The following is a 17,177-nucleotide window of genomic DNA, read 5'->3' on the forward strand; positions in this document are numbered from 1 at the left end:
GATTTTCACAGGGACGGCAGAATGATCGAGAAGGTGTTTCAACGCACCTGACAAATGCCCGGACAACCGGGAAGCGGCATCTTTCCGCTGGAAGCATAATCCACGTGTGGGGGGGTCTGCTCTTCATCATCCCCGAAGACATCACGACCTCTTACCGACCGTTCAATCCGCAATCGGGGTAAATGCGATGCCTTTTGCGGCTCAGCGCAATTCACCCGTCTCATGCCTTTCAGATCAGAGGCCTTTCCGCTACGCTGACCGCATCCAAGGCAGAGGAAAGTCTCATGTCCACGGCCAGTGATCTGAAATCGGAAATCGCGCAACTGAAGCTGGAGGCGGAGGCCGCGCCGAAACAGCGCAAGCCGCGCAGTTCAAGGAAAGCAAAGCCGGCGGACACCGCTCCCCAGGAAGCGTCTGTTGACGAGATGCAGGCTCAGACCGGCGAGCTCCAGGAGCTCGTGGACAAGCTGACGGATCTCGTCGAGGACGCGGAAACCGAAATCAAGGAGCGCCCCGTCACCATGGTGCTTGGAGCGTTTGCGCTCGGTGTCGTCGTCGGCGCCCTGTTGCGCCGCTAGGAGATAAACATGGAAAGTCTTGTGCGGACGATGCGCATCATCTGGCGGGCGGAGCTGCTGATCATCGAGGCGAAGCTCAATGTCGCGGCAAAGCGGATCGGTGCGACCGCCTTTGCCGGGCTGATCTTCATCTTCGGGCTGGGCATGCTGAACGTGGCCGGGTTCTTCGCGCTGGAGGCGACCTGGGGTCCGATCTACGCCGCTCTCGGCGTGGCTGCCGCCGACTTCCTGGTGGCGGCGCTGGTACTTCTGTGGGGCTCGCGGGTAAGCACGGGGCCGGAGCTTGAACTGGCGCGCGAGGTGCGCGATGCCGGTCTGAAGGAACTCGAGGCTAAGGCGGAGTTCGTCCACGACGAGTTCGAGGCGGCGCGCGATGAAATCCTGGCCCTGAAGGAGAGCCTGGTCGGGTTTTCGAGGAACCCGGTGGACAAGACGATCAACCTGCTGCTCGCCCCGCTCCTCACGCTGTTGATCAAGTCCCTGAGCAAGCGCAAGGACTGAAAGTCGCCGGCGGCACGATGTCCGCGCCCCGAACCGGTTTCCCGCCGGATCGCGGATAGCAGCGGATAAGGTGAACCCTCCCAAAGTGGTGGAGCACCCAACGCCCAGGTGAACGCAGGGTGCTCCGGCAGGTCCCGGGAGGTGGACACATCGGATGTGCGGCCGCTCAGGCCGCGAGAACGCCACTCTGTTTTGCGATATGCGTGGCAATCGCATCCATCAGCGCGGGCGACAGGGCGTCGTAGGGCTGCAGGCCGAGTTCCTTAAGCCGCGCGCGGATTTCGGGCATCTTGTCCGGGCTGACACCGCTTTCGATGACGGACGAGACGAAGGCGGCGAATTCGGGCGGCGACCAGCCGTCCTGATCGCTCAGTTCCGTATGGACGAAATCAAGCCCGTAGAAGGGATGCCCCGTGTTTTCGATACGGCCGAACATGTGCACGCCGCACTCCTTGCACGCGTGGCGCTGGATGGTCGCGCTGGGGTCGACGACATAGAGTTTTTCCTCGCCGGACGTGACCTTGACCTTGTTCCGGTCGACCACGGCAATCTGCGAGAAGATCGCGCCTTCCGGCTTCCAGCATTTGGTGCAGCCGCAGGCATGGTTGTGTGCCGTTTGCGCGCCGACTTCCACAGTCACCGGGTTGGTCGCGCAATGACATTTCAGCGTCCCACCGGAAAAGCCCGGCTTGGCTGGCGGAAAGCCATTATCAATGGCCGGATGCAATTTGATCATAGGGTTTCCTCCGCTTACATGACGATGCCGGAGCACCATCTTTGCCCCATAAGCATTGGGACAAACCCTGGTTGAGGCAATACAGCGGAAAGTCTCGGTTTCCCGGCGTTACCGGCCTTTTCTGGCCTTTTTTGGATCTTTGTCAGCCCAGTTTGCGCCTGAGCATCGTCCGCGCCGGATCGTAGCCCCACAGGGCGCCGAGCAGGCACACGATGAAAGCGACCGTGACCCATAAAAGCGAAAAGCCGTTGAACTGGCCGTAGAGCGCGAAGCGGATCAGTTCCACCGCATGGGTGAACGGGTTGACCGCGCAGATGTCGCGCAGAAGCTTCGAGCTTTCCTGCATCTTCCACAAGGGATAGAGCGCGGAAGACAGGAAGAACATCGGGAAGATGACGAAGTTCATCACGCCTGCGAAATTTTCCAGCTGCCGGATCGTCGAGGAGATCAGCAGTCCGAGCGCGCCCAGCATCAGGCCCGACACGATCAGCGCGGGGAAAACGTAGACATAGCCCGTGGCCGGCATCTTGATCCCGAAGACGGCCGCCAGTGCCAGAAAGACATAGACCTGCAGGATCGACACGGCCGTGCCCGCCAGAAGCTTGCAGAACAGCAGCCAGCCCCGCGGCAGCGGGCTGGTGAGCAAAAGGCGCATGGACCCCATCTCCCGGTCGTAGACCAGCGAGAGCGAAGACTGCATCGCATTGAAAAGCTGTATCATGCCGCACAGGCCCGGCACGATATAGACCTCGTAGGTGATATAGGTCTGGTAGGGCGGAATGATCGAAAGTCCGAGCGCTGCGCGAAAGCCTGCGGCGAAGACCACGAGCCAGACCATGGGCCGGACAAGCGCAGACAGAAACCGGCTCCTCTGATTGAGGAACCGCCAGGCTTCGCGGAGCACGATGGCTTTCAGGGCCACAAGATAGGCGGTCATATCGCCACCTTCCGCTCGCCCTCACGCGCCGTGTCGCGGGTCAGTGCCGTAAAGGCATCGACAAGGCTGCCGCCGCCGGCCAGAACGCTCGCCCGGTCATGGGCCAGAACCTGCCCCTTGTGCAGCACCACGACATCGTCGGCGGGCCGGATTTCATCGACCAGATGGGTTGCCCAGAAGATCAGGAGCCCGCTGTCCGCCAGATCATGGGCGTAGGCGGTAATCGCCGTGCGGCTGGCCGCATCGAGGCCCACGGTCGGTTCGTCCAGCAGCAGGACCTCCGGCTCGTGGATCAGGGCCCGGGCGATTTCCATCCGCCGCCTGTGGCCGCCGTTCAGCGCCCGGACCTTTTCCTTCGCCCGCTCGCGCATGTCGAGCCGGTCGAGAACCGCCTCGATCCGTTTCTTCACGTGAGCGCCGGACAGGCCCTGGAGAGCCGCGAAGTAGGACAAGTTCCAGGCAACGGACATGTCGAGATCGAGCGTCGGCTGCTGGAACACGACGCCGAGCCGGGCAAGCGCCTTGCGCGGCTCCCTGGCAAGATCGTACCCGGCGATCCGGATGCTGCCCTGCCTTGTTACGAACAGATGGGTCAACAGGTTGAACAGCGTCGACTTGCCGGCCCCGTTGGGGCCAAGCAGAGCACAAAACCGGCCTGCCTCGAGTTCGATCGTCACATCATCGAGCGCCTTTTTGGAGCCGTAGCTGTAGCTGACATTCTGGACCGAAAAGACGTTCATGCGACCCCGGGTCTTGGACTTACTGGATGGTGATCTCGACGCGCTGGCTCTCGCCGGTCGTGCCGGGCTGGCGCAGGAAGTACCGTCCCGGCCTGATCGCCAGAAACTCGATTTCCATTGTCCCGGCCTTGTCGAACTCGATGCTTTCCAGACCGAAAGGGCGGACTTCCAGGCCGTTGATCACCACCTCGTTGATCCAGATTGCCCGAAAGAACCCCGGCCCTTCAAGACCGAGTTCATCGGACCCGTCGGAGGTGATCTCGATCTCGTAAAGGGTTCCGGACTTCAGCACCAGAGGACCTTCTGCGACCGGCTTGCCGGATCCGAGCGTCAGTTCCGGCAGTTCCTCCTTGTTCGACTTGGACAGAATACCGGCAAAGCCGAATTCATGCGCCTGAGCCGCGCCCGTGAGGGCCATGCCGGCCAGAACCGATACCGCAAGACCGATCGCCAGAAATTTCCTCATTTGACTTCCCCCCTATGAAAAACAGGATGCACCACGTTGGGAACGACGGTGGCCGGCGTTCCGGCAAGTTCAAGGGTCCGGTCGGCAAGTTGCCGCGCCTCTTCTTTCTCGTGGGTCACGAACAGGGTTGCGGGCGCGACCTCGTTCATCAGCTCCCGTGTCAGGGCGACCATCTCGGCGGCTGTCTTTTCGTCCAGCGAAACGAAAGGTTCGTCCAGGATCAGCAGTTCCGGCCTTCCGGCGAAGGCCCTTGCCAGCGCAAGCCGCCGCTGTTGCCCTAAGGACAATTGCCCCGGAAACTGGTCCGCCTTGTCCCAAAGTCCGACCTTGCGAAGGCTTTCACGCGCCTGAACCTCCGACAGGTCGGGATGAACGAGCAGCAGGTTGTCGAGCGCGCTGCGCCAGGGCAGAAGCGTCGGCTCCTGAAACACGAAGGCCATGGCCTCCGGCCGCTGGACGGTGCCTTCGAATTCCATATCGATGCCGGCGACCAGGCGCAGCAGCGTCGACTTGCCCACGCCGGATTTGCCCAGGATCGCAACACATTCGCCCGGCTTGAGCATGAACGCCACATCCTTGAGGATCTGGCTCTTGCCGAAGAACTTGGATTTGATTGCGACCCGGATCACGCCAGCCTCCATGCGCGTATCCGCCGCTCGGCCGGCTGCAGCAACAGCCATTCCACCACCAGCATGAAGCCGATGAAACTGAGCGAATAGACCAGCACCATGGCAACGTCGAACAGCTGGAAATAGAGATGGATCTGGAAGCCGATCCCGTTTGACCGGCCCAGGAACTCCACCACCAGAACGATCTTCCAGATGACGGCCATGCCGGACCGTGCGGCCCCGGTAATGAACGGGGCAAGCTGCGGCAGGACCACATGGCGGAGATAGACCGACCGGCGCATGCGATAGACCTGCGCCATGGCTTTCAGATCCGGATCGAGCGCCCTGGCCCCTTCGCGGATGATCGTGGTGACGTTGGGGATCTTGTTGAGCGTCACGGCCGCGATCGCGGCTGTCTCGTTCAGCCCGATCCACAGATAGCAAAGCACGATCAGGACGAGAGCCGGCAGGTTGAGAAATACCACCAGCCAGGGGTCCAGCCACCGGTCGAGCGCCGGGTTCGTTCCCATGAGAAGCCCGAGGACGATGCCGAGGCTCATTGCCAGGCAGAAGGCCGCGATCACCCGAAAGACCGTGACGCCCAGGGAATAAAGCAGCATCCCGGAAGACAGTTCCGACAGGAACGGTTTGACCAGATCGGCCGGCGACGGCAACACCGTCGGATCCCCGCCGAGCCAGGCAGCGACCGTCCAAAGCAGAATGAAGCCGAGAAGGGAAACCGACCGGATGGCAGCGTTAGCCCGCATCTCGCACCCTCCCTGCGGCCTGCGTCGTGGGCAGGCCGGCCGGAACTGGCGGCACCATGCCTCCGATGAGCGCCATCACGCGACGCCAGTCTCCGGCCCTGCCCCCTGTTTCAGGCTGCTCCGGGGGCGAGGAGGATGAGTGATACGAACTAGCCAAAGGCCTTTACTCGACGTTCACGAAGAGGCCGAGCGGCAACTCGGTGGTATCGCCGACCAGCTTCTTGCCGCCAAGGCGGGCCATCAGCGCAAAGAACGTCGCCGCCCCGTCTTCATTGACGTTGCCCGGCGCCGGTATGCCGGCCCTGAAGTCCTGCCGCAGAGTTTCAAACTGTGCCTCCGACTTGACATTCATCTGGTCTCGCAGGGGCTCCCAGGCAGCGTCATCGCTGGCCAGCAGATCCTTCGCTGCGCGGGACGCGCCGTAAAGCGCCTTTGCCATCTGCGGATTGTCCTTCAGATAGCTTTCCTTCAGCACATAACCGAGCAGCGGAATATCCGGATCGAGGCCCAGTTCCCTGGACGCGGTTTCCACCGAGATCAGCTCCCGCATGCCCGCCGCTTTCATCTTGGCAAGGAAATGCCAGAAATTGATCGCGGCATCGGTTTCGCCCTTGAGCGCCGACTTGAAGACAAGCGGCGGTGCGCCGAAGACCTGCTCGGTTTCGGCTGCAAGATCGAAACCGTATTGCTCCTGGGCGTAGGCGCGCAGGATCAGCCAGCTCTTGTCGACCGGCCCGCCGGCGATGCCGATTTTCTTGCCCTTGAGATCCTCCAGGGTCTTGGCGGTGCTGTCCTTCGGCACCACCATTCCGCCGACGGCCTTTGAGTAGGGAATGAACACATAGTCCTTGCCTGCTGCCCGCTGGCGCGCGACCCAGATCCAGTCGGCCACGGCCATGTCGGCCGCGCCGCCTTCCAGCGCCACACGGGTCGCACCGTTGTCCGCATAAGGCTGCATGTCGAGCTCGAACCCGTTGGCCGTGTCGAAGCCGTTCCGCTTGATCGTATCCAGCTCCCAGTTGACGGTGCCGATCTTGAGAACCGCGGCCCGAAGCTTGGGCAGATCCGAAGCCTGGGCGACATTTCCGCCCGGGAACGGGCTCAAGGCCGTCCCGATACCGGCAATGGCAAGTCCCATGAGCAGCCGGCGGCTGATCCGGTGCCACAACGGGCGTCTCATTCCGTTTCGTGCAGTGTCTTCCGCAGTCCTCATGATTTCCTCCCGTACTCGACTGTCTTTCCGACTTTTTGCCCCGTATTCACCGACCGCAATCGAGTTCCGCCGCCTCCATGCTCAACCTCGACTGCAGCCGGCCCTTTTTTTTAATTCGGCGCGACCGCCACGCCCCAGGGCTGCTGGCCGACCTGGATCGATTTGATGGCCTCCTGGTCGGCAACATCGATCACCGTGACATCGTTCGAATTTCCGTTGGTGGTGATCAGGTACTTTTCGTCAGGCGTGAACTCCAGGTGCCAGACACGCTGTCCGACCAGGATGTAACGGACGACTTCATGGCTCTTCACATCGACCACCGCGACCCGGTTCGCCGGCCCCAGCGCCACGAACAGCCACTTGTTGTCGGAGGTGATCCGCATGCCCACCGGCTGCAGCCATTCCGGCTGGACGCCGGGCACCGCAAATCCGATTTTCGCCTCGAGTTCCGGCCCGTTTTCACCCAGCATGTTGATGACGGAGACCGTGCCGCCGATTTCGGAACTGACGAACAATTTCGTTCCGTCATTGGTGAAGCGGGCGTAGCGCGGCCGCTGGTCGACCAGCACATTGTACTTGATCTTGTAGTCGTCCATCGAGATGAAATGCGCCATGTTCGTGGTCTCCGACGTATTAACCACGAACTTCAGGTCCGGGCTGACCGCCATTCCCTCCGGTTCGACGCCGACCGGAATTTCCGAAACCACGGTCTTTTGCGCTGTATCGACGACGGTGACCAGATTGTCGTCCTCGTTGGAAACGAAAAGCTCGCTGCCATCCGGGCTCAGCACGAAGAATTCCGGATCGGGGCCTGACGGCAACTGCCACAGGAAGTCATGGGTCTTTGCATCGAAGACCTTGATGGTGTCGTCATCGGACGCGCAGACATAAAGATGTTTGCCATCCGGGCTGATGCCGATCCCCCGCGGCCTGTTCCCGGCCGGAAAATCGCCGATCGCCTCCCAGCTGTCGCTGTCGATGACGGTAACCGTATTCCCCTTTTCGTTGCTGACGAAGATCTTGTTGGCCATGGCCGCGCCGGGCATCGAAAGGCCGGCCGCCGTCATGCCGGCAAGAAGCACCGCCCGAACCGCAAGACGTTGCGGGAATATCTTTAGTGCCGACCGGTTCATGGCAGGGTCCTCAACTGTCAAACGCCTTGCAGGCGGATTCGGGTTTGTCGATCCCCAGTGTGTCCAGGGGCGATCGCTGATGCAGAAATCCCTCCTGCGGCGACACGCTGACGGTGATCTTGCTGTCGGTCAGAAGGATGGGCTGGCGCAGCTGGCCGTTCCACGACCGGAAGGTGACCTTCTGCCCCTTGAATGCGGCCAGTTCGAAAGCATCGCTGAGCAGATAGGCCCTCAGCACCTTGGGATCGGCACTTCCGGTGCGCGTGACCGCTTCTCCGATCACCCGAAGCGCCAGCCAGGTATTGTAGTCTTCGGACTGCATGTAACGGCCGGCCAGCTTCTCGAAGCGGCGCTGGAACTGGGTCGCGCCCCAGGCCTCGTGGGCAGCGTGGAAGCTGACCGGACGAAGCCCCGCCGAGCCTGCAACCGGGCGCGGATCCCACGCGTGAAACGGCAGGTAGAGCGCGAAGACATCGCTTTCGTCGGCGGCGACGATAACATCGTGATCCGCCGCTCCCTGGGTAAAGACCGGGATCTGGCGTTGAACCAGCACATAGCCGCTGTCCGCCCGCCGGGAGCCGCCGGTGTCTTCGAACACCCGATCGTCGACGATCTTCGCACCGAATTTGGCAGCCGACCGGCGATAGGCCTCGCCGAGCTTCTTGTCGGCCGGGTGGGAGCCCTCGATCAGAAACCAGCGGTTCCATTTCTTCCACACGAGGAACTGGGCTACCGCATCGGCCAGCATCGCGCGGCTCGGGGCCACATGAAACAGGTTCGCCCGGCACTCGGTGTCACGCAGGATATTGTCCGGCGCGCTCGCGTTGAACACGAGCACATCCGGTCCCGCTGCATCGGCAACGCGCAGGACATCCTCGCCGTGCCCCAGAACCACGAGATACTTGATGCCTTCTTCGGCAAGCTTCCGTGTCGCTGCTTCCGCGTTCTCGGGCGGCGTCGCCACGGTCACGGTCGAATACGTCTGACCGAGAAAGGAACCCGTTGTCTGATTGTCCTCGTCCCCGAGCTTGCCACCCGCAAAGCCGAGGTCGTCCGGTTTCCGGTCATATCTGGAAATCGGGACAAGCACCGGATAGTCGATCCGGAGGATACCGACCTTGATATCCATGGCGGCGGCAGGTGTGAGTGCGCCCGCCAGAGCCATCCAGCCCGTGAGATATCCCGCGAGCAACGTGCAGAACACGCTAATGCGAACCAGCGCGCGTACTGTCATATAAGGCGTTTCCCGGTTTCTGTTTTCTTGCCCTGCTTTTTCTTGAGTGTGCCAGACAAATTAGCTGCAAAAAAACCGATACTTTAGGATCCATTGCGGTACACGGACGCCCGCCTAAGATACGTCCATGAGACCGCTTTTGACCTTCGCTGTCCTGCTTGTCTTGACCGTTCCCTCAACGGCGAATGAGTTTGTTCCCGGCAGCAAGGTCGCCTTTCTCGGACTGACGTTTCTCGATACCTCGACCGAGGGCGCCTACAACGGTGTCAGGGCCGATGAAACCGAACGTCTCGCCCTTCTGAACAAACTGATTGAAGACCGTTTCAAAAAGGAAGGCATGGTCCTCGTGGACCTGTCGCCCATTTCGAAGAAGCTGGAAAACAGGGCCAATCTGGCCAGTTGCCACGGCTGCGACGTCCGCATGGCGGAAACGCTCGGCGCGGACTTCGTTCTGGTCGGGCTCGTTCAGAAGGTCTCGAACCTGATCCTCTCCATGAAACTGGTCCTGCGCGATGTTGAAACCGGCAAGGACGTGCGGGCGCGTGTCGTCGACATCCGCTCCAACACGGACCAGTCCTGGACCCGTGGCATGAATTACATTCTGAAAACCGCCTTCTTCAAGGAATGAACACGACATGATGTTGAGACTGATTGCGGCGCTTTCCATGCTGCTAACGCCCCTTCTCCTGACGACTTCTTCCGAAGCCCACGGCCCCACACGTCAGAAGATCGCGCTGACGACGGAAGTCCCCGCTGCACCGGCCGATGTCTGGGCCGTCATCGGCAACTTCCAGGACATGAGCTGGCATCCCGCCGTCTATTCCACGACCGGAGAAGGCGGCAATGCCGTCGACGCCACGCGGGTGCTGACACTGAGCGAGAAAGGCGGCCCGACCATCTCGGAAGTGCTCTACAAGTACAGCGCCGAAAAGATGAGCTACTCCTACCGGATCACCGACGTGAAAGTGGAGGTGCTGCCGGTCACCAATTACTCCTCCCATCTCACGGTCAAGCCGGGCAAGGATGGCGGCTCGGTGATCGAATGGAAAGGCGCCTTCTATCGCGGCTATCCGAACAACGATCCGCCTGAAAACCTCAACGACGAAGCCGCGATCGCGGCTGTCACCGCCGTTTACAAGGCCGGCCTCGATGCCCTTCACACGCGTTTTTCGGAGAAGTAAGCAACTCCTCTTCTGCTGCTTCCTCCTTACCTCCCCCGCGGGCGGCCCAGCGCTCGCGGGGTCTTTTGCCTTCGTGACCAACCAGAACAGTTCCGATGTCAGCGTTCTGGATCTTGAAAACCGCAAGGAGATCCAACGCATACCGGTTGCAGGAAAGCCGGCCGGCATTGCGGTCAGCGCCAGGCTAAATGCCTTTTACACGGTCAGCCCCGACAGCAAGACGGTGCGCCGGTTTTCCCTTTCCACTTGCAAAGTCATTGCCAGCGCCGAATTGCCCGGCGGACCGATGGCCGTTGCCGCCGCTCCGCAATCCGGCCTCGTCTTCGTGTCCGACTGGTACAATGCCCGCATCTTTGTCCTGGACGCCGAAGAACTCACCCTGACCGGCGAACTGAAAACCGGTGGAGCCCCTGCGGAAATGATCGTTGCCGAAGACGGCAGCTGGCTTGCCTCCGCGGACAGGGATTCAAACCAGGTTTCGATCTTCGACCTTCCGGACATGACATTGCGGGCCCGCATTGCCGTCGGCGAACGGCCCTTCGGGATCGGCGTCGATCCGCAAGGGCGGATCCATGCGGCCAATGTCGGATCGGATTCCGTCTCGGTCATCGACCCGGAAACGAAATCGGTCATTGCCACGGTGCCGGTCGGCGCCCGCCCCTACGGCGTGGCCTTCGCCAATGGGCGCGCCTTTACGACCGACCAGTATGCGGACACCGTCAGCGTCTACCGGCTTTCCGACTTCGCGCCCGAGGACACGCTGGACGTCGGCGAATATCCGGAAGGCATCGACGCCACGCCGGACGGCAGGCTGGTCGTCTCGACCAACTGGTTTTCCAACACGGTCAGCCTGATCGATCCGGAGACATTGGAAGTTGTCGGCGAAATAGAGACCGGTGACGGTCCGCGTGCCGATGGAAAATTCATCCATGAGACTTCAGGGGGAGACGTTCCATGCGCAAAAAACTGACACGCCGGGCCCTATGGCTAGGTGTCGTGGCGACGGCTCTCATGCCCGTCCTTCTGCCGAAACCGGTAGCTGCGGACGAAGGAAGCTGGCCGGATCTGCGCTCCGAGCTTTATGGCGAACGCTTCCTCGGAACCTCCGCTGACGTGATCAGCATCGACGTTCCTTACCGCACGACGAACGATGCCCGGACCGACGTCACCGTTCGCATGGCCGCACCCGAAGGACACACCTTCAAGGGGATGAAGCTGATCCTGGATGAAAACCCGATGCCGGTGTCGGCGCAACTGGCGTTCGCCGGGCCCCTCGCCGACTTCGAATTTGCCGCAACCATGCGCGTCAACGGCCCCACGCCCGTCCATGCGGTGGCGGAGCTGGACAACGGTCAGCTTTTCGTGGCCGAAAGCTTCATCAAGACTTCCGGTCAGGGCGCCTGCGCCGCACCTCCGGGCACCGATCCGGTCGAGGCGCTCAAAACTCTTGGACAAATGGAACTCGTCGTCCGGCCGTTGAACGATACCGCAAGCCTCGTCCGGCACTTGCGAAAGGGCAGCTCCAACGACCTCGCTCTCGATGTCGAGATCAGCCATCCGAGTCATTCCGGCATGCAGAGGGACCAGGTCTCCCTGCTCTATATCCCAGCCCGCTATGTCGAAACCCTTCAGATCGACCTGAACGGCAGCCCCTTCGTCACCATGACCGGCAGCATCTCCTTGAGCGAAAACCCGCAAGTCACCCTGTCGGTCCCGTCCGGCACAAGGCGTGTCAGGGCGAAGCTGACCGATTCCGACGGCACGGTTTCGGAAGCGGAGCGGGATCTGACCGACTATTGAGGCCCGGCTCGAAACCAGGCTTTTGAAAATGTCAGTGTGATCTACTGCGGCTCCGGTTCCGGCTCCGCCTTTTCGACCGGATAATCCTCAAAAGTCCAGCCGTCGGTGCCTTCCGGATACCAGTAGACCGTCTCATAGCCGTATTCGAGCGCCCGCTTGGCGGCGTTCCAGGACATCCAGCACTGGTCCAGGCAATAAAACAGCACCGCATGGCTCTTGTCGCCATCCGTCGCCTTGGCAAGACCGGTCCGGAAATAGTCGGCCGTCACCTCCGCTATGCGTCCGTAACCCACATTGGGCAGCCACAGGCTTCCCGGGATCGACAGACGCGGCTTGTCGTGCCAGATCGTTCCCTTGGGCAGGTTTTGCGGCTTCGGTGCGCGCGGCAGCACATCGATGAACGCCGTTTGTCCGGCTTCCCAAAGTGCGTGCGCCTCTTCGGTCGAGACAACGGTGCCGCCACGCAGGGTCTCCGGAACCGGACCCCGATAGGGATCTTCCCGGTACCCGTCCGGCTCCGGCACGGTTTGCGGGGCGGCAAGGGCCGGCCAGATCATCACGGCACCGGCGACAAGCGCGGCAAGCACCGCTTTGCGGTTCCGACACCGCCCGGCAACGCCGGAAAGCATTAGTTGTCGGCCCCGTAGAGCGCCGTTCCCATATCGTTCAGCAGCGGAACGCCGGCATCGATCAGGATCGCATCGATTTCCTTCTGGTTACGCCGGATCAGGGAATTGAGCTTGCGCTGCCAGACCTTTTCCCCCTGCCGGACCCCCATGGTGATGCGATAGAAAAGATGGGGCGGCAGGGTTTCCTGCATGAGCGGGATGACCTTCAGATCCGGATAGCCCTGCTTCACGAGCGGTCCTCCTATCGGCCCCCAAAGGATCGCCGCGTCGATATCCCCGGCGGTCAGGTCCTTGAGCATGTCGGCCGACGGCGATTCGTACCGGCGATCCACCACCAGGTGATAGGGCTTGGCCTTGCCGATGAGACCGTTGCGCGCCATGTGGGTGGCGGGCGGCGACCCGGCAATGATGCCGATCCGTTTGCCCTTGAGCCTTTCGTCCGAAAGCGTCGTCACCGCAGCGAGGTCACCGTCCTTCGGCACGATCAGCGTATAGACGGACGTCATGTAGTGATTGGTGTTCAGCACCAGCTCCTGGCCCTGGGCATATCCCATGACCACGTCGCACCGGTTGGCGCGTAAGGTATTACGGATAAAGCCGGTCGCCATCGGATACCACGTGTAGGCCACCGGCAGTCCGAGCTTTTCAGCGAACAGGTCTGCCAGCTTGTTTTCATAGCCTGCACCTGATTTGTCCGACATGGGCAGGTTCGCCGGATCGGCACACACGCGAAAGGCATTGTGCGAGACCAGGTCCGATGTCTGTGCACCTGCCGGCATTTCGTGGCCAAGCACGGCGAAGAAGCAGGCGGCTGCCAACGCAATGACCTTAACTCGCATTTTTCATACTCCTTGCGCCCGAAAAGCCCCGGACCGGAGCCTTCGCCCCGGTCCCCAGACGAACCCGTCCGAAAAGGAAACGGTCACTCCGGCCTTCAGCTGCCTCCGAGGCAAGCCTTCTCGTCCGCGCGGATGACATCCGACTTCGGCTCCTTTTTGCGCGGCCGGCCGCGCGGAACCGCATCGGTCCCTCGCGCCCTCAGATAGACGTAGATGTCGTTAAGGTAGCACATCACATTCGGATTGGTCCCGAATGCCGGCATCACGAGATTTTCCGATGCACTGACGTTTTGCTTGCCGTTGGTCACCACGTCAACAAAATCGTAGTAGTCCATGGTCATGACCGACTTCTTGAGCGCGGGCGCGTAAGTCGATCCTTCGCCTTCCGGACCGTGGCAGACATGGCATTCGGAATGATAGCGCCGGAAACCGGAATACGTCGGCCAATCGACGGTGCCGTCGGCCTGGATGTTATAGGTGGGTATGTCGTACTGGGTGAAATACCGGCCATCTTCGCTGTGATCGGCTTTGACATCCGCCACCTCGTCAGGGACGTCCTCGGCCATCGCCGTCGTTGAGAATGCGCCGGTCGCCATTAAGGCCGCAGCAAAGAAAACCTTCAATTTACGCATTGCCTGTCCTTCGGGAACTTCTGTCGTCCTGACACCTGAGCATTCGCAAGACCTCCTCCGGTCTGCCTGCAGCATTGTCTGGTGATTTTTAGGAAGAACCGGCGCACAAGATGTGCGCCGGTTCAATTGGAGCGAAAGGCCTGTTAGTTCGGCAGGCTGAAGACGGTCAGCTGACCGCCGAGCGCGGTGTAGTCGCTCAGAGCGGCATAACCGCCAACGGCACCCAGACCATCGTTCGGGTTGGTCAGACCGGCTGCCAGACCGATACCCGCCCAACCGCCAACACCGGACAGAACAGCAACGTACTGCTTGCCGCCTTGGGAGTAGGTCATGACGTTGCCGATGATCCCGGACGGGGTCTTGAACTTGTAAAGTTCCTTGCCCGTGGTGGAGTCGACGGCCTTCAGGTAGCCTTCCAGCGTACCGTAGAAGACGACGTCACCGGCGGTTGCCAGAGCACCCGACCAGACCGAGAACTGCTCGGGGATCGACCACTTGATCTTGCCTTCCGTGTTGTCCCAGGCAATGAAGTTGCCCATGCCGCCATGGCTGTCCGGAGCCGGATACATGGACAGGGTCGCCCCGACGTAGGGCTGGCCGGCCGTGTAGGCGACGTGGAACGGTTCATAGTCCATGCAGACATGGTTTGTCGGGACATAGAACAACTCGGTCTTCGGCGAATAGGACGCAGGCTGCTGGTCCTTGGAGCCGAGAGCCGCCGGGCAGATGCCGGTGGAGTTGACGTCCTCGCCGTTTTGCTCGGTCGAGTACTTCGCCACCACCTGCGGACGGCCGTACTGGTCGGAGTTCTTGTCCATGACCACTTCGGTTGCCCAGTTGACGGCCGGATCGTATTTTTCGGCGACTAGGAGTTCGCCGGTCACACGGTCCAGCGTGTAGCCGAAGCCGTTACGGTCGAAGTGGGTCAGAAGCTTCCGGTCCTTGCCGTCGATCTTCTGTTCCGTCAGGATCATTTCATTGATCCCGTCGTAGTCCCACTCATCGTGCGGCGTCATCTGGTAGAACCAGCGGGCCACACCCGTATCCGCATCGCGTGCCATGATGGTCATCGACCAGCGGTTGTCACCCGGACGCTGGGTCGGGTTCCAGGTCGAGGGGTTCCCGGTTCCGTAGTAGATGAGGTTTTCTTCCGCATCATAGGAATACCAGCCCCAGGTCGTGCCGCCGCCGATCTTCCACTGATCGCCTTCCCAGGTGTTCAGACCGGAATCCTTGCCGACCGGCTTGCCGAGAACGGTGGTCTTTTCCGGATCGACCAGGATGTCACTGTCCGGACCCATGGAATAGGCACGCCAGATCTTCTTGCCGTCTTTGAGGCTGTAGGCGGTCACCGAACCGCGAACACCGAATTCACCACCGGAAATACCGACGATGACCTTGTCCTTGACCGGCATCACGGTCGCCGTATTGGTTTCACCCTTGGACGGATCGCCGTTGACGACGCTCCAGACCACATCGCCGGTCTTGGCATCGAGGGCCACAACCGTCGTGTCTGCCTGATGCAGGATGATCTTGCCATCCGCATAGGCCACGCCACGGTTGACCGTGTCGCAGCACATGACCGGAATAACGTTCGGATCCTGCTTGGGCTCGTATTTCCAGATGATCTTGCCGTCGTTCTTCAGATCGAGGGCATAGACGATATTCGGAAACGGCGTATGGACGTACATGACATCGCCAACGACAAGCGGCGAGCCTTCATGACCGCGCAACACGCCCGTAGAGAACGTCCATGCGACCTGCAGGTCCTTCACATTGTCCTTGTTGATCTGGTCCAGCTCGGAGTAGCGCTGGTTCTTGTAATCCCCCGTCTGGATGACCCACTGGTTCGGGTCGTCCATCATCGTCTGAAGATCGGCAGCATAGGAGCTGCCCGCATAAAGGGTCAGCATAGACGCTGCAATCAGTAGCCTTTTCATCTCAACCTCCCATGATGGTAGCGGTTTGAAATCTGCATTTCTGGCAGGACACGTTCCCCGAAAGGGCATTGGATGCAACACAAGCTCCCGACATCCGATTTCACCCCTTGGCTGTCGCGTTCAGCCAGCTCCTCCCAAATCGATTCCTTGCTTCCTCCTTCCCTTTCGAATGTCGCCGGATCGGCGGTACTGTCCTGCGGTCTTCATCCTCGCGAAGTCCCGCAAAGCTCAATTCGGATCTTCCCGGCACACATCTCCCGGGTAGGATCGAAAACACATCGGGCGCCTCCAGGCCCCGGCCGGCAGCGCCTTACCCATACGGCGCTTTCATACTTCTGAGGGCCTAGCCGTCCTTCCCGTTCGTCTTGTGCCCGTTTAACTTGTGCCCGTTTAACTTGTGCCTGGCATGACCGTTCAGGCGCTCCGCATGCCAGGCGACGTGATCGCCACCGAACGTGGAGACAAAAAAGTAGGAGTGGTCATAGCCCTCCTGCATCCGGATCACCGCCGGCTGGCGGGTCTCCGTCAGAACCTCGGCGAGCGCCTGCGGCCGCAGCAGGTCGATAAACTGGTCATCGGCCCCCTGGTCGATCAGGATGTCTCCATCCCAGCCGCGTTCCTTTAACAGGATCGTTGCATCGTAGTCGGCCCATGAAGATTCATCGTCGCCCAGATAGGCGGACAACTGCTTGCGCCCCCAATCCGACTGGGTCGGATTGGCGATCGGCGCAAAGGCCGACACGGACTGGTAGCGGTCCGGGTTGCGCAGCGCGATCGTCAGGGCGCCATGACCGCCCATGGAGTGGCCCGTTATGCCGTGACGGTCGGTCAGCGGCAGCTTTTCCACCAGCAGATCGCGCAACTCGCGGACGATGTAGTCATACATCCTGAAATGCGAGTTCCAGGGCGCCTTCGTCGCATTGACGTAAAATCCGGCCCCCTGACCGAGATCGTAGGCCTCGTCGTCCGCCACGTCTGCACCGCGCGGGCTCGTGTCGGGAAAGACCAGCGCCATTCCGTGCTCCGCCGCGTGGGCCTGCAGGCCCGCCTTGGTCATGGCGTTCTCGTGGGTGCAGGTCAGCCCGGACAGATACCACAGGCACGGCACCGGGCCGTCCTCTGCATGCGGCGGCAGGAAGACTGCGAAGGTCATATCCACGCCGCAGACCTCGGATCTATGGCGATAGACCGTCTGAACTCCGCCGAAGCACCGATTTTCAGAGACGACTTCCATTCCCACCCA

Annotated in this window: 20 protein-coding genes; 6 read left to right on the forward strand and 14 right to left on the reverse strand. The window is 61.1% G+C overall.

The genetic code is table 11. The annotated features are described in order from the left end of the window. Positions 1–284: 284 nt before the first annotated feature. Both HK439_RS03835 and HK439_RS03840 read left to right on the forward strand, forming a co-directional pair. Positions 285–578, forward strand: a complete 294-nt coding sequence (locus tag HK439_RS03835; protein WP_190290057.1) for a hypothetical protein — start codon at positions 285–287, stop codon at positions 576–578. A 9-nt stretch (positions 579–587) separates the two neighbouring features. Further along, positions 588–1,079, forward strand: coding sequence for a phage holin family protein (locus tag HK439_RS03840; RefSeq protein ID WP_190290058.1), 492 nt, complete (start codon positions 588–590; stop codon positions 1,077–1,079). Between the two features lie 166 nt (positions 1,080–1,245). On the opposite strand, the gene gfa is transcribed toward HK439_RS03840, so the two are convergent. From gfa to HK439_RS03885, 9 genes are all read right to left on the reverse strand, one after another. Next, entirely contained in the window at positions 1,246–1,815 is a 570-nt protein-coding gene (gene gfa / locus HK439_RS03845) for an S-(hydroxymethyl)glutathione synthase (RefSeq protein WP_190290059.1), read from the reverse strand. 142 nt (positions 1,816–1,957) lie between these two features. Beyond that, positions 1,958–2,752 carry an ABC transporter permease gene (locus tag HK439_RS03850; RefSeq protein ID WP_190290060.1) on the reverse strand — a complete coding sequence of 265 codons (795 nt, stop codon included), beginning with the start codon at positions 2,750–2,752 and terminating at the stop codon, positions 1,958–1,960. Next, complete coding sequence (locus tag HK439_RS03855) at positions 2,749–3,492, reverse strand: ABC transporter ATP-binding protein (protein ID WP_190290061.1); 744 nt, start codon at positions 3,490–3,492, stop codon at positions 2,749–2,751. Before HK439_RS03855 ends, HK439_RS03850 begins: the two co-directional genes overlap by 4 nt. 19 nt (positions 3,493–3,511) lie before the next feature. Next, the gene (locus HK439_RS03860) at positions 3,512–3,958 is read right to left on the reverse strand and encodes a hypothetical protein (RefSeq protein ID WP_190290062.1); all 447 of its coding nucleotides are present in this window, start codon (positions 3,956–3,958) and stop codon (positions 3,512–3,514) included. After that, a complete protein-coding gene (locus HK439_RS03865) occupies positions 3,955–4,587 on the reverse strand; it encodes an ABC transporter ATP-binding protein (RefSeq protein WP_190290232.1) in 633 nt (210 codons plus the stop codon). The genes HK439_RS03860 and HK439_RS03865 overlap by 4 nt, the downstream gene beginning before the upstream one ends. Further along, positions 4,584–5,333, reverse strand: coding sequence for an ABC transporter permease (locus HK439_RS03870; protein ID WP_190290063.1), 750 nt, complete (start codon positions 5,331–5,333; stop codon positions 4,584–4,586). The genes HK439_RS03865 and HK439_RS03870 overlap by 4 nt, the downstream gene beginning before the upstream one ends. A 163-nt stretch (positions 5,334–5,496) precedes the next feature. Continuing rightward, complete coding sequence (locus HK439_RS03875) at positions 5,497–6,471, reverse strand: ABC transporter substrate-binding protein (protein WP_190290233.1); 975 nt, start codon at positions 6,469–6,471, stop codon at positions 5,497–5,499. A 185-nt stretch (positions 6,472–6,656) separates the two neighbouring features. Continuing rightward, a complete protein-coding gene (locus tag HK439_RS03880; protein WP_235987595.1) occupies positions 6,657–7,613 on the reverse strand; it encodes a PQQ-dependent catabolism-associated beta-propeller protein in 957 nt (318 codons plus the stop codon). A 76-nt stretch (positions 7,614–7,689) separates the two neighbouring features. Then, entirely contained in the window at positions 7,690–8,844 is a 1,155-nt protein-coding gene (locus HK439_RS03885) for an ABC transporter substrate-binding protein (protein ID WP_235987597.1), read from the reverse strand. A 196-nt stretch (positions 8,845–9,040) separates the two neighbouring features. Here HK439_RS03885 and HK439_RS03890 point away from each other — a divergent pair, with 196 nt between their 5' ends. From HK439_RS03890 to HK439_RS03905, 4 genes are all read left to right on the forward strand, one after another. Beyond that, positions 9,041–9,541: a DUF3280 domain-containing protein gene (locus tag HK439_RS03890; protein WP_190290066.1), complete on the forward strand. Its 501-nt coding sequence runs from the start codon at positions 9,041–9,043 to the stop codon at positions 9,539–9,541. 7 nt (positions 9,542–9,548) lie between these two features. Next, positions 9,549–10,094 carry an SRPBCC family protein gene (locus HK439_RS03895; RefSeq protein ID WP_190290067.1) on the forward strand — a complete coding sequence of 182 codons (546 nt, stop codon included), beginning with the start codon at positions 9,549–9,551 and terminating at the stop codon, positions 10,092–10,094. A 73-nt stretch (positions 10,095–10,167) separates the two neighbouring features. Continuing rightward, a complete protein-coding gene (locus tag HK439_RS03900) occupies positions 10,168–11,064 on the forward strand; it encodes a YncE family protein (RefSeq protein WP_328804101.1) in 897 nt (298 codons plus the stop codon). Next, the gene (locus HK439_RS03905) at positions 11,049–11,894 is read left to right on the forward strand and encodes a quinoprotein dehydrogenase-associated SoxYZ-like carrier (protein WP_190290069.1); all 846 of its coding nucleotides are present in this window, start codon (positions 11,049–11,051) and stop codon (positions 11,892–11,894) included. Before HK439_RS03900 ends, HK439_RS03905 begins: the two co-directional genes overlap by 16 nt. A gap of 41 nt (positions 11,895–11,935) precedes the next feature. Here the strand turns inward: HK439_RS03905 and HK439_RS03910 are convergent, their stop codons facing one another. The 5 genes from HK439_RS03910 to fghA all read right to left on the reverse strand — a co-directional run bounded on the left by HK439_RS03910 (position 11,936) and on the right by fghA (position 17,168). Next, a complete protein-coding gene (locus tag HK439_RS03910; protein WP_419247573.1) occupies positions 11,936–12,523 on the reverse strand; it encodes a PQQ-dependent catabolism-associated CXXCW motif protein in 588 nt (195 codons plus the stop codon). Further along, complete coding sequence (locus tag HK439_RS03915) at positions 12,523–13,302, reverse strand: substrate-binding domain-containing protein (protein ID WP_235987598.1); 780 nt, start codon at positions 13,300–13,302, stop codon at positions 12,523–12,525. Before HK439_RS03915 ends, HK439_RS03910 begins: the two co-directional genes overlap by 1 nt. Before the next feature lie 155 nt (positions 13,303–13,457). Further along, positions 13,458–13,994 carry a c-type cytochrome, methanol metabolism-related gene (locus HK439_RS03920; protein ID WP_190290071.1) on the reverse strand — a complete coding sequence of 179 codons (537 nt, stop codon included), beginning with the start codon at positions 13,992–13,994 and terminating at the stop codon, positions 13,458–13,460. 143 nt (positions 13,995–14,137) lie between these two features. Continuing rightward, positions 14,138–15,934 (reverse strand): lanthanide-dependent methanol dehydrogenase XoxF5, encoded by a 1,797-nt coding sequence (xoxF5, locus tag HK439_RS03925; protein ID WP_190290072.1) that lies wholly within the window; start codon positions 15,932–15,934, stop codon positions 14,138–14,140. Positions 15,935–16,277: 343 nt separating this feature from the next. Next, entirely contained in the window at positions 16,278–17,168 is an 891-nt protein-coding gene (fghA, locus tag HK439_RS03930) for an S-formylglutathione hydrolase (protein ID WP_190290073.1), read from the reverse strand. Positions 17,169–17,177: the final 9 nt, after the last annotated feature.

This window comes from Roseibium aggregatum (assembly GCF_014692675.1).
Lineage (GTDB): Bacteria > Pseudomonadota > Alphaproteobacteria > Rhizobiales > Stappiaceae > Roseibium > Roseibium aggregatum_C.